The sequence below is a fragment of the Streptomyces sp. NPDC002888 genome (genome assembly GCF_042888465.1).
GTDB lineage: Bacteria > Actinomycetota > Actinomycetes > Streptomycetales > Streptomycetaceae > Streptomyces.
This window is the reverse complement of the sequence record NZ_JBIAPU010000010.1, coordinates 108,573-121,273: the sequence shown is the minus strand read 5'-3', so window position 1 is coordinate 121,273 and position 12,701 is coordinate 108,573. Positions and strand designations below refer to the sequence as shown.

Here is a 12,701-nt window from a genome sequence, read left to right as displayed (position 1 = left end):
GGTGGGGTTCTCGCGTGTCCAGCCATCGTCAGTCGAAGAAGCGCAGATACATCACGTGGGCGGTGGCCGGTGCCGCCGTCGTCGCCGGAGCGGGCATCGCCGCGCAGACCTCCATGGCGGCGACCACGTGGCCCGCACAGCGCACCTACACCGGCCGCGCCTTCGACACCTGTGCCGCGCCCTCCCTGTCCGCGATGAAGGCCTGGCACACCGGCTTCTACGGCGCCGCCGCCGTCTACGTCGGCGGCAAGAACCGCGGCTGCTCCCAGCCCAACCTCACCGCGTCCTGGGTGAAGTCGGTCAGCACTGTCGGCTGGAAGCTCATCCCGCTCTACGTCGGCGCCCAGCCGCCCTGCCAGACCGGCTCCAGCCCCGAGAAGATCACCGCCTCCACCGCCGCCTCCCTCGGCGCGAGCGACGCCGCCGACGCGGTCGCCAAGTCCTCCGCCCTCGGCATCAAGGCCGGCAGCCCGGTCTACCTCGACATGGAGTCGTACGACATCACGAACAAGTCGTGCAACGACGCCGTGCTGACGTACGTGCGCGCCTTCGACAAGGCGCTGCGCGCCAAGACCTACCGCAGCGGCTACTACGGCTTCACCAGCTCCAGCGCGAAGGCGATCGCGAACGCCACCGACAAGACGGACCTGCCGGGCAACCTCTGGTACGCGCTGTGGGACAAGCAGAACACCACCACCGCGGACTGGCCGTTCGGGGCGACCCAGTTCACCAACCACAGCCGGGGTCACCAGTACATGGTCAACAGCAAGGAGACGCTGGGCGGCTACACGATCACCGTGGACCGGGACGCGTGGGACGGACCGGTGGCGATCACCGGCTGACGGGCCTCCCCGCCGTTCCCGTCACGGCCCTTCCCGAGGGCGGGGCGCGCGGCGGTGCCGGAAGTCGTGGTGAATCGTTGGTCGAATGGGTTGGCCAGAGCTGGACCACTGCCTAACATCGATCACCGCAAGACTTTGTGCACCGTCGCACAATCTCCTCGGGAGGTTTCCTTGCACCGCCGCCGTCGCACCGCGCTCCTCCTGTCCGCCGCGATCGTCGCGTCGGCACCCCTCCTGACCGCCTGCGGAAACGATGCGCATCCCGGCGCGGCGGCCATCGTGGGCGGCCAGCGGATCACCGTCGCGCAACTGGAGAGCCGGGTGAACGAGGTGCGCTCGGCCCAGCGCGCCGCGGTGCGTGACGACGCGCAGTACGCGCAGGCCATCGCCCAGTCCGGCACCCTCACCCGCGACACCCTGCACGGCATGGTCCTCGACCGGGTCCTCCAGCGTGCCGCGCAGGACGCGGGCCTCACCGTCAGCCGCAACGAGGTCCAGCGGATGCGGGCCGGCCTGGAGGGGCAGGCCGGCGGCGCCAAGGGCCTGGAGGCGGCCTGGCTCCAGCAGTACGGGATCCCGCCGCAGCGCCTCGACGAGAACCTCCGCCTCCAGCTGGAGGCCCAGAAGCTCGCCACGCAGCTCGGCACCGACACCAGCCAGCCCGCCTTCTGGAAGGCCCTGTCCAAGGCATCCGAGGAACTCGACGTCGACCTCAACCCGCGCTACGGCAGCTGGGACGTGCAGAAGGTCAGCAGGGTCGACGGGAAGACGCCGTGGGTGCGGGAGGTTTCGGCGGCGGGGTCGCAGCAGTCGGCGTGACATCAATCTGGAGGGTTGATGATCGTACGATCACTCCACGTCACCCTGCCTGTGGATAACCTCCGGGCCCTGTCCGTGGCGTGGGTTACGTTCGAAGCGTGAACACATCCAGCCCCGACAGCCCCGAAGCCGCCTCCGGCCGCATCGTCCTGCTCACCACCTCGCACCGTGTCGCCCCCGGCCTGCTGGCCTGGCCCGCCTGGCAGGCGCTGCACGCGGCCGACCAGGTGCTGTGCGCGGACGGCGCGCATCCGCAGCTGCCCTACCTGCGCGAGGCCGGCATAGCGGTCGGCGAGGCGTCCCCCACCGCCGAGGACCTGGTCGACGCCTGTGCCGGCGACCGCACGGTGGTCGTCGTGGCGACCGGCGAGGGCGAACCGACCCTGACGGACGGCCTCGCCCGCCTCGCCGGCTCCGGACGCGTCCACATGCCGGAGCTGGAACTGCTCCCCGCCTCCTACGACCTGCCCGGCGCCCGCCTCCTCGACCTCGTCCAGGTCATGGACCGCATCCGCGCCGAATGCCCCTGGTCGTCCCAGCAGACCCACAAGGGCCTCGCGAAGTACGGCATCGAGGAGGCGTACGAGCTCGTCGAGGCGATCGAGGACGGCGACCGCGACGAACTCCGCGAGGAACTGGGCGACGTCCTCCTCCAGGTCGTCTTCCACGCCCGCATCGCAGAGGAGGACCCCGACACGCCCTTCTCCATCGACGACGTCGCGGGCACCATCGTCACCAAGCTCATCCACCGCCACCCCCACGTCTTCGGCGACGAGACCGCGACGACCCCGGAGGAGGTCAAGGAACACTGGCTGCGCACGAAGGCCGTCGAGAAGCAGCGCACGTCAGTGACGGAGGGCATCCCCCTCGGTCAGCCCGGCCTGGCCCTCGCGGCGAAGCTGGCGTCCCGCGTGCGCACCGCGGGCCTCGACGTCCCGCTTCCCCAGGGCGAGGGCGTCGGCTACGAGCTGCTGGCGATGGCCGTACGAGCGGAGGCGGAGGGCGCGGATCCCGAGGCGGCGTTGCGGGCGGCGGCGCGGGCTTACCGGGACGCGATACGGGCTGCGGAGGACTGACCCAACGGGCCGCCCGGATGAGTACCGTTGGCTCAGGGACGCGCGAGTGGTCAGGGGGCTTGGGTGGATCGGGAGTCGGAGGCGCTGGCGACGGTTGCTGCGAGGGTCCTCTGGGAGGGGCTGCCGACGGCGGACGGGGAGTCGATACGGTATGCGTTCGCGGCATGGTTCGAGCGCCATGGACGACGCCGAGAGGCGGACGACCTCCGCGCTTTCGAGTGGGACGCCCCCGGGGCGGAGAGCCCCGAGAAGATCAGGAAAAAGTGGCGCCGACTTCTCGGCATGGTTCTCTCTTCCGCAAGCGGCGATCGCGCAGCGACCGAACTCGTCAACATCATGAGTCGGTTCAACAGGCGGTCGGCCGACGTCACCAACGCCGTCTCCTCCACCACCGTCTCCGGCAACCTCATCCAAGTCGGCTCCATCAATCCGACCACCGTCAACGAGTCGCCCGTGACGGGCGATCACCTCGACTTCCGGGGCGGCACGTTCCGCGGGCAGGTCATCGGGAAGCAGTACAACTACGGGGCACGGCCCGGTGCCGGGCTCCCCGACCCCGACAGCTGGCCGACCCTCGAAGAGGTCAACCCGGTCACGCTCGGGGTGCGGCAGACACGGCGACTGGGGGAGGAGTCCGGGCTCGCGTTCTACGTGACGCGGGACGTGGACGAGGCCCTGCAGGGGTGGCGCGAACGGGACGGTCTGCTCGTGATCACCGGCGGCCCCCTGACGGGCAAGTCACGGACCGCGTGGACGGCCATGTTCGACAACCTGGAGCTGAACACCCGCGTCTACGCACCCCCGCCCGGCACGGACCTCCGTGCCCTTCCCAGGCTCCTGCGCGACTGCCAGGGCCCGTACGTCCTGTGGCTGGACCGACTGGAACGCCACGTCGGAGACCAAGGGCTGGACTTGGTGCTGCTGGACGAGTTGAAGCGGCTCGGCGTACCCGTGGTGGCCACGATGAGCGACGAGGAGTACGGGAATCACCGGTTCGGTAGCGAACCGGCGTCCGATCTCCTGAGCTCAGCCCGGCTGGTGCGGCTGAGTTCGCGCTGGAGCGAGCCGGAGCTCGTACGGCTCGCCGACGTGACCGACGACGCCCGGCTCGTCGACGCCCTCCGCTGGTGCGGTGACAGCGGTGTCACCCAGTACCTCGCCATCGGCCCCGAGCTCTGGGAGATGTGGCACCGCGCCACCTACTCCAACAGCCCTCATCCGCGCGGTCACCTGGTGGTACGGGCCGCGATCGACCTCGTGCGCTGCGGGGTCACCGGGGGCATACCGCGCGAACTCGTGGAAGCGGCGAGCGGCTGCTACGGGCCGGGGTATGTGCACGGGCTGCCGGAGAGGGAGTCACCGGAGGACGCGCTGGCCTGGGCGGCCGAGGAGCGGCGCGGGGTGACCGGGCTCCTGGTGCGGGGCGAGAGCGGCGACACGTGGCGACCGTACGGCTCACTGGTCGCGGACGTCCTGCGGGACCCTTCGTCGAAGCCGGTGCCGCTCGCCGTCTGGCGCTGCGCGCTGGACGGGACGCGCTCCGACGCGGACGTGCACCGCAACGTCCGTAGGACCGCCGGCGCCTTCTTCGCCCCCAAGGCCGAGGAGGGCGACCCCGACTCCATGCACATGATGGGTCTCCTGAGCGAGGGGGCCGAGGCACTGGAGTGGTTGCGCAAGGCGGTGGACGCGGGGAAGGGGGAGCTGTCCGGGCACGTGGGCGAGCTGCTGCTGGCGCGGGAGAAGGCGGAGGACGCGCTGCCGTATCTGCGGACGGCGGCGGAGCGGTATCCGGACGGAAAGGCGAGCCGGCTCCTCGGGAAGGCCCACCTCATGCTGGCCGAGCACTGGCTGCGGAAGGCCGCGGACGGGGGCGACGGCGAGGCCGGGGAGCACCTCGGGGATCTGCTGTACGGCAGAGGGGACGACGACGAGGCGGCGACGTACTACTGGGACGCGCTGGAGGCGGGGCACACCGGCATCGCCAGGAGCATGGGCCTGTACGCGCTGACCTGGGGACCGCGCGCGGCGGGACCGATCTGGCTGCGGCGAGCCGCGGACGCGGGTGACGAGCGCGCGGCCGAGCTGCTGAAGGCCGCCACAAGCCCGGTGTCCCCTTCCATGCAGGATGCCGGAGAGCTGTTCGCGCTCCGCCTCCACCACCCGGTCTACGCCACCAATCTCGGCATGGTCATGGAGGAACTGGGCAACCTCGACGACGCCAGAGCGATGTACCACGAGGGTTACGCGATGGGTGACCCCTACGGCGCCTACCGGCTGGCGGTCCTCCGCGAAAAGCAGGGCAATCCCGAAAGAGCCGCCTTCTGGTACCGCAAAGCCGCCGACATGGGCCACCCCGCCGCCAAGAAGGCCCTGGCGGAGATGGCCGAAAAGCCAGCTACCGTCAAGGAGTGACCAACCACCCCCAGCCCCCAGCTCCCGCCCCCGACCTCTTCACCTGGGAGTTCGCCACCAACCCCTACCCCGCCTACGCCTGGCTGCGCGAGCACGCCCCCGTGCACCGGACGAAACTCCCCAGCGGGGTCGAGGCATGGCTGGTCACCCGGTACGTCGACGCGAAGCAAGCCCTCGCCGACCAGCGGCTCAGCAAGAACCCGGCGCATCATGACGAACCCGCGCACGCCAAGGGCAAAACCGGCATTCCCGGTGAGCGCAAGGCCGAGTTGATGACGCATCTGCTCAACATCGACCCCCCGGACCACACCAGGCTCCGACGGCTCGTCAGCAAGGCCTTCACACCGCGCCGGGTCGCCGAGTTCGCCCCGCGGGTGCAGGAGCTCACCGACCACCTCATCGACGAGTTCGCCGGCCGGGGCTCGGCCGACCTCATCCACGAGTTCGCGTTCCCCCTGCCCATCTACGCGATCTGCGACCTGCTCGGCGTCCCGCGCGAGGACCAGGACGACTTCCGGGACTGGGCGGGCATGATGATCCGGCACGGCGGAGGCCCGCGCGGCGGGGTCGCGCGGTCCGTGAAGAAGATGCGCGGCTACCTCGCCGACCTCATCCACCGCAAGCGCGAGGCCCTCCCGGACACGGCCGCGCCCGGCGAGGACCTCATCTCCGGCCTCATCCGCGCCTCCGACCACGGCGAGCACCTCACCGAGAACGAGGCGGCCGCGATGGCGTTCATCCTTCTGTTCGCCGGCTTCGAGACGACCGTCAACCTTATCGGCAACGGCACCTACGCCCTCCTCACCCACCCCGAACAACGGGCCCGCCTGCAGGACTCCCTCACCGCCGGGCACACCGACCTCCTCGAGACCGGCGTCGAGGAACTCCTGCGCTACGACGGTCCCGTGGAGCTCGCGACCTGGCGGTTCGCCACCGAGCCGCTCAGCATCGGCGGGCAGGACATCGCGGCCGGGGACCCCGTTCTCGTCGTACTCGCCGCCGCGGACCGGGATCCGGAGCGGTTCGCGGAGCCGGACGTCCTCGACCTCGGACGGCGTGACAACCAGCACCTCGGTTACGGGCACGGCATCCACTACTGTCTCGGCGCGCCGCTGGCCCGTCTGGAGGGGCAGACCGCGCTCGCCACGCTGCTCACCCGGCTTCCCGACCTGCGACTTGGCGGGGATCCGGCCGACTTGAGGTGGCGGGGCGGACTCATCATGCGGGGACTGCGCACGCTGCCGGTGGAGTTCACGCCCTCATGGTGACCGGGCGAGTGCGCTGTGTACCCGATACATCAAGGTGACATGCCTTCAACTCTGTGATCTTCACGTGATCTACGCGGCATTAACTTGTGACAAGTGATCGGCTGTCGGTACGTTCACTCGTCAACGCGGCGACTCGGCTTCACCCGCCGCGTGGGTACGTGCTGTCTCGCGAAAGGTCACCGCATGCTCTCCGGGAACGGTCGCCACCGTCGCCCTCGCCAGGCTCCGGCTCTCCTCGTCGCTGCCGGGGTGACCGGCTCCGCCATCGCCATCCCGCTGCTCGGGGCCACCGGCGCCAGTGCGGCCGACGGCACGACGTGGGACAAGGTGGCCGACTGCGAGACCGGCGGAGCGTGGAGCGCCGACACGGGCAACGGGTTCTACGGCGGCCTGCACCTGAACCAGGAGCGCTGGGAGAAGTACGGCGGCCTCGAGTTCGCCTCCAGCGCCGACAAGGCCAGCCGTTCCCAGCAGATAACCGTCGCCGAGAAGATCCTCGACGACCTGGGCCCCGGCGCCTGGCCCACCTGCGGACTGCTCACCGGACTCGGAAAGGACTCGGGCTCGGCCGACGTCGACACGGGTGTGGCCGACGACGTGCCCTCCCGAGGTCTGTCCAATTCGTCCGGCGCATCTGGCTCATCCGGCGCATCTGGCTCATCTGGATCGTCCAATTCGTCGGATTCTTCCGACTCCTCCGGAACATCCGATGAGTCCTCGGGTGCGTCCAGTACCCCCGACGACTCTGCGACCGGATCCTCCACGGAACCGTCCCCTTCGCCCCCCTCGCCCTCTTCTCCCTCCAAGTCGGATAACTCCGCAAAGTCCGATTCGTCCGCCGATTCCGGCGCGACGAACTCACGGAGCCCCGAAAGCTCGCCCGCGGAAGGCCCCGCATCCGACAAGTCCGACGAGTCGGACAATGTGCAGCAGGGTGCGGGTTCTTGGAGCCTTGTGGACACCGGCTCCGTGACCGGCTCCGTGGACACCGGCACCGGCCGTCACCGCGGCGGCAGTGCCGACGAGACCACGGACGGCGGGGCCAAGACGGCCTCCTCCGGCCGTCACGCCTACACCGTCCGCCCCGGTGACACCCTGGCGTCCATCGCCGACTCCCTTGGCCTCGACGGCGGGTGGTCTGCCCTCTATGCCGAGAACAGGCAGGCGATCGGCGCCGACCCGAACAACATCTCCGCCGGTCAGACCCTTCGAGTCGGGGCTGAATAGGGCGAAAAGCGGCGGGAGTTAGCGCCACACTTCACACAAAATGTCCGCTTTGGTGAAAGTGTGGGATGAGTCTCAGAAGCCCTGATCGTCTTTGAAATTCCGTGGATCACGTGTCTACGGTCATGACCGCTCGCCAACGTGAGCCCCGGCTGCCGCAACGCCGAATCCTGCCAGCGGCCGTACGGGAACAGTCGTCGCGTCAAGCGCCGTAGGCAGGAGCGGGGGACCCAAGGTAAGTGCCGGGCCCGGACATTGAGACCGGATCCGGCTTGGGGTGAAGCCGCGCCTCGTGAGAGGTGCGGCCGGGCAACTCAACCGGCCCGAACCCGACAGCTCACCTCGCAGGCGTCGGTGAGGGGATCCAACCATGCTGTTTTCCGGCAAGGGCAAGCACCGTCGTCCGTCCAAGACCACTCGCGCCATCGCCATCGCCGGTGTGACCGGCGCCGCCGTCGCCGCCCCGCTGATGGCGGCCGGCAACGCCTCCGCCGCCACCGCCTCCGAGTGGGACACGGTCGCCCAGTGCGAGTCGGGCGGCAACTGGTCCATCAACACCGGCAACGGCTACTACGGCGGCCTGCAGTTCTCCGCCTCCACCTGGGCCGCGTACGGCGGCACGCAGTACGCCTCCCAGGCCAACCAGGCCAGCAAGGCGCAGCAGATAGCCGTCGCCGAGAAGGTCCTCGCCTCCCAGGGCAAGGGTGCCTGGCCGGTCTGCGGCAAGGGCCTGTCCGGCGCCTCCTCCAGCGGCAGCACCGACACCTCGTCCGGCAGCGGCTCCTCCAGCAGCGGCTCCTCCGGCAGCAGCTCCTCGAACGACAGCGGCACCAGCACCCGCTCGAGCGAGCAGCAGGCCTCCCGCTCCTCCGAGCGCCCGGCCGCCAAGAAGACCGTCACCACCCCGACCGGCAAGAAGGTCAAGAAGGGCGACGGCGAGTACAAGGTCGTCACGGGCGACACCCTCAGCTCGATCGCCACGAAGCAGAAGGTCGCGGGCGGCTGGGAGAAGCTGTTCGAGCTGAACAAGGACATCGTCCAGGACGCCAACCTCATCTACCCGGGCCAGCAGCTTCACCTGAAGTGATACGCGGGCTCGAGCCGAGGTCCTACGCGGACCCCAGCCGAACCAAAGCGTCCTCATAGCCGTGTCCTCCACAGTGGAGGACACGTGAGGGCCCCCCGTCCCCACGGGCTCCCCGCCCCGGTGCGTGTTCCCCCGTACGCACCGGGGCGGGGTTTTTCTTTGCCCGTCCTTCGCCCGCAATCCCCGTACCGCCCTTTGTTCCAGCCGGGAACAATGTGTACCGTCAGCCTGTCCACGAGGCGGTCGGTCGGCTGCCGATGCCCCGGGGGCGGTTAGGCTCTAGTCGCAAGGCCCACGGGCCCCGCACTTCCAGCGTCACATCCCATGAAGGAGATGCTCGTGCCGTCCATCGACGTCGTCGTAGCCCGGGAAATCCTGGACTCCCGAGGCAATCCCACGGTCGAGGTCGAGGTCGGCCTCGACGACGGCAGCACGGGTCGTGCCGCCGTCCCCTCCGGCGCCTCCACCGGCGCCTTCGAGGCCATCGAGCTCCGCGACGGTGACCCGAACCGCTACCAGGGCAAGGGTGTCGAGAAGGCCGTCCTGGCCGTCATCGAGCAGATCGGCCCGGAGCTGGTCGGCTACGACGCCACCGAGCAGCGCCTGATCGACCAGGCCATGTTCGACCTGGACGCCACCGACAACAAGGGCTCGCTCGGCGCCAACGCCATCCTCGGCGTCTCGCTCGCCGTCGCCCACGCCGCCTCCGAGGCCAGCGACCTCCCCCTCTTCCGCTACCTGGGCGGCCCGAACGCGCACCTGCTGCCGGTGCCGATGATGAACATCCTGAACGGCGGCTCGCACGCCGACTCCAACGTGGACATCCAGGAGTTCATGATCGCCCCGATCGGCGCGGAGTCCTTCTCCGAGGCGCTGCGCTGGGGCACCGAGGTCTACCACACCCTCAAGAAGGTCCTGAAGAGCAAGGGCCTGGCCACCGGCCTCGGCGACGAGGGCGGCTTCGCCCCGAACCTCGGCTCCAACCGCGAGGCCCTCGACCTCATCCTCGAGGCCGTCAAGGAGGCCGGCTACACCCCCGGCGAGCAGATCGCCCTGGCGCTCGACGTCGCCGCGTCCGAGTTCTACAAGGACGGCTCCTACCTCTTCGAGGGCAAGGAGCGCTCCGCCGCCGAGATGACCGACTACTACGCCGAGCTCGTCGCGGCGTACCCGCTCGTCTCCATCGAGGACCCGCTGTTCGAGGACGACTGGGACGGCTGGAAGACCATCACCGAGAAGCTCGGTGACAAGGTCCAGCTCGTCGGCGACGACCTGTTCGTCACCAACCCCGAGCGCCTCGCCCGCGGTATCGACGAGGGCGCCGCCAACGCCCTGCTGGTCAAGGTCAACCAGATCGGTTCGCTGACCGAGACCCTGGACGCCGTCGAGCTGGCCCAGCGCAGCGGCTTCAAGTGCATGATGTCCCACCGCTCCGGCGAGACCGAGGACGTCACCATCGCCGACCTGGCCGTCGCCACCAACTGCGGCCAGATCAAGACCGGCGCCCCGGCCCGCTCCGAGCGCGTCGCCAAGTACAACCAGCTGCTGCGCATCGAGGAGATCCTCGACGACGCGGCGGTGTACGCGGGCCGCTCGGCCTTCCCCCGCTTCAAGGGCTGAACCTTCAAGGGCTGAACCTTCAAGGGCTGGGCCTTCCCGGGTTAAGCCTTAGCCAGTCGTACGTACGTCCCCGTACTCGGTCCCGTACCGTGTGCGGGGACGTACGCACGTGTGAAACGGGAGGCGCGGGGACATGGCCGTGAAGGACCGGGACCGTTTCTCCACCGCGACCAGGATCCGGTTGCTCGGTGAGCAGACGGCGGCCCGTGTCTACCGCTCCCAGACCAAGCGGCAGGCCCGCCGCTCCCGCCTGACCAGCCGGGCGGCCCTGCTCGCCCTGGTCCTGTGCTCGCTGATCGTGGCCCTCGCCTATCCGATAAGGCAGTACGTCTCCCAGCGCGCCGAGGTCGCCGATCTGCAGCGGGAGAAGGCGCAGGCCAAGCAGCGGGTCGAACAGTTGCGCGACCTCAAGGCGCGCTGGCAGGACGACGCGTACGCGGAGCAGCAGATCCGGCAGCGGCTGCACTATGTGATGCCCGGCGAGACCGGGTACATCGTGATCGACCCGGCCGCGGCCAAGCAGGCACACGCCGACCTGGTGGCGGCCGACCGCCCCTGGTACTCCAACGTCTGGGACGGGGTCGACAAGTCCGACGCCTCCGACCAGTGAGACCGGTAGACCCAATGGGCCGGTAGGCCCGATGGACCGGTAGACCCGATAGAAAGACAGGCATGGAAACGCCCCCGCCGACCACTCCGCGCACCGAGCCCACCGACGCGGACGTCGAGGCCTTCAAGCAGCAGCTCGGACGCCCGCCGCGCGGGCTGCGCGCCATCGCGCACCGGTGTCCGTGCGGCCGGCCGGACGTCGTCGAGACGGCCCCCCGTCTGCCCGACGGCACGCCCTTCCCGACGCTGTACTACCTGACGTGCCCGCGCGCCGCCTCGGCGATCGGCACGCTGGAGGCGAACGGCGTCATGAAGGAGATGACGGAGCGGCTGCAGACCGACCCGGAACTCGCCGCCGCGTACCGTGCCGCACACGAGGACTACATCGCGCGCCGTGACGCCATCGAGGTCCTGAAGGGCTTCCCGAGCGCGGGCGGCATGCCGGACCGGGTCAAGTGCCTGCACGTGCTGGTGGGCCACTCCCTCGCCGCGGGGCCGGGCGTGAACCCGCTGGGCGACGAGGCGCTCGCGATGCTGCCGGAGTGGTGGCGCAAGGGGCCGTGCGTGCAGCAGCTCGTGGCGCCGGACCCGGCGGACGAGCACCCGGGCGAGGAGGGCACGGTCTCCGACCCCGCCGAGGCCCGCAGCGGCTTCTTCGCGGACACCCCGCTCGTTCCCGACGGTTTCGGCCGGGTCGCCGCCGTCGACTGCGGTACGAACTCCATCCGGCTCCTCGTCGCGGACGTCAACCCCGCCACGGGTGAACTGCTGGAGCTCGACCGGCGTATGACGATCGTTCGGCTCGGCCAGGACGTGGACCGGACCGGCCGGCTGGCCCCCGAGGCGCTGGAGCGCACGTTCGCGGCGTGCCGCGAGTACGCGGAGGTCATCCGCGAACTGGGCGCGGGCAAGGTGCGGTTCGTGGCCACGTCGGCCTCCCGGGACGCCTCCAACCGCGACGAGTTCGTGCGCGGCGTGGTGGACATCCTGGGCGTCGAACCCGAGGTCATCTCCGGCGACCAGGAGGCCGAGTTCTCCTTCACCGGGGCGACGAAGGAGCTGGCGGGCCGCGACGACCTGTCCCGTCCCTACCTGGTGGTGGACATCGGTGGCGGCTCGACGGAGTTCGTCGTCGGCGACGACCACGTGCGCGCGGCGCGCTCGGTCGACGTGGGCTGCGTACGGATGACCGAGCGGCACCTCGTGCGGGACGGCGTGGTCGCCGACCCGCCCACCGAGGAGCAGATCGCCGCGATGCGGGCCGACATCGAGGCGGCCCTGGATCTCGCCGAGGAGACCGTGCCCCTGCGCGAGGCGCGCACCCTGGTCGGTCTCGCCGGATCCGTCACGACGGTGTCGGCGATCGCCCAGGACCTCCCCGAGTACGACTCGTCCGTCATCCACCACTCCCGCGTCTCCCGCGACACGGTCCGCGAGATCACCGACCGGCTCCTCCACTCCACCCACGCCGAACGCGCGGCCATCCCCTCCATGCACCCGGGGCGCGTGGACGTGATCGCGGCGGGCGCCCTCGTCCTCCTGACGATCATGGAGCGAATCGGTGCCGAGGAGGTCGTGGTGAGTGAACACGACATCCTCGACGGCATCGCGTTCTCCGCGGTGTAGGCCCCTTCTGAGCAGGCATGTATCACGGATGAGCGCGTCCGAGGGGTTCGGATGAACCCCTCGGAGGCACCCCGCCGGAAAAGTTCGTGAAGTTCTTCACAAGGAATTCGGCACT

The 12,701-nt window shown here is 69.9% G+C and carries 10 protein-coding genes, 1 pseudogene and 1 riboswitch; all 11 genes and pseudogenes read left to right on the top strand.

Annotated elements, in window-relative coordinates; genetic code table 11:
- Positions 1 to 14: 14 nt before the first annotated feature.
- The gene (locus ACFYWX_RS18270; protein WP_389425050.1) at positions 15 to 842 is read left to right on the top strand and encodes a glycoside hydrolase domain-containing protein; all 828 of its coding nucleotides are present in this window, start codon (positions 15 to 17) and stop codon (positions 840 to 842) included.
- A 171-nt stretch (positions 843 to 1,013) separates the two neighbouring features.
- Positions 1,014 to 1,661, top strand: a complete 648-nt coding sequence (locus tag ACFYWX_RS18265; protein WP_389425049.1) for a SurA N-terminal domain-containing protein — start codon at positions 1,014 to 1,016, stop codon at positions 1,659 to 1,661.
- Positions 1,662 to 1,741: 80 nt separating this feature from the next.
- A complete protein-coding gene (locus tag ACFYWX_RS18260) occupies positions 1,742 to 2,737 on the top strand; it encodes a nucleoside triphosphate pyrophosphohydrolase (RefSeq protein WP_389425048.1) in 996 nt (331 codons plus the stop codon).
- Positions 2,738 to 3,073: 336 nt separating this feature from the next.
- Positions 3,074 to 5,152 carry a tetratricopeptide repeat protein gene (locus tag ACFYWX_RS18255; RefSeq protein ID WP_389425047.1) on the top strand — a complete coding sequence of 693 codons (2,079 nt, stop codon included), beginning with the start codon at positions 3,074 to 3,076 and terminating at the stop codon, positions 5,150 to 5,152.
- Positions 5,149 to 6,420, top strand: a complete 1,272-nt coding sequence (locus tag ACFYWX_RS18250) for a cytochrome P450 (RefSeq protein ID WP_389425046.1) — start codon at positions 5,149 to 5,151, stop codon at positions 6,418 to 6,420. Before ACFYWX_RS18255 ends, ACFYWX_RS18250 begins: the two co-directional genes overlap by 4 nt.
- A 183-nt stretch (positions 6,421 to 6,603) precedes the next feature.
- Complete coding sequence (locus ACFYWX_RS18245; RefSeq protein WP_389425045.1) at positions 6,604 to 7,647, top strand: transglycosylase family protein; 1,044 nt, start codon at positions 6,604 to 6,606, stop codon at positions 7,645 to 7,647.
- A gap of 194 nt (positions 7,648 to 7,841) precedes the next feature.
- Positions 7,842 to 8,010: riboswitch (cyclic di-AMP (ydaO/yuaA leader) on the top strand.
- 4 nt (positions 8,011 to 8,014) lie between these two features.
- Positions 8,015 to 8,731, top strand: coding sequence for a transglycosylase family protein (locus ACFYWX_RS18240; RefSeq protein WP_389425044.1), 717 nt, complete (start codon positions 8,015 to 8,017; stop codon positions 8,729 to 8,731).
- A gap of 339 nt (positions 8,732 to 9,070) precedes the next feature.
- The gene (gene eno, locus ACFYWX_RS18235) at positions 9,071 to 10,351 is read left to right on the top strand and encodes a phosphopyruvate hydratase (protein WP_389425197.1); all 1,281 of its coding nucleotides are present in this window, start codon (positions 9,071 to 9,073) and stop codon (positions 10,349 to 10,351) included.
- Between the two features lie 133 nt (positions 10,352 to 10,484).
- Entirely contained in the window at positions 10,485 to 10,961 is a 477-nt protein-coding gene (locus tag ACFYWX_RS18230; RefSeq protein WP_389425043.1) for a septum formation initiator family protein, read from the top strand.
- 62 nt (positions 10,962 to 11,023) lie between these two features.
- Positions 11,024 to 11,428: pseudogene (locus tag ACFYWX_RS18225) on the top strand (DUF501 domain-containing protein); the annotation flags it as partial.
- Between the two features lie 255 nt (positions 11,429 to 11,683).
- Positions 11,684 to 12,586: an exopolyphosphatase gene (locus ACFYWX_RS18220; RefSeq protein WP_389425196.1), complete on the top strand. Its 903-nt coding sequence runs from the start codon at positions 11,684 to 11,686 to the stop codon at positions 12,584 to 12,586.
- Positions 12,587 to 12,701: the final 115 nt, after the last annotated feature.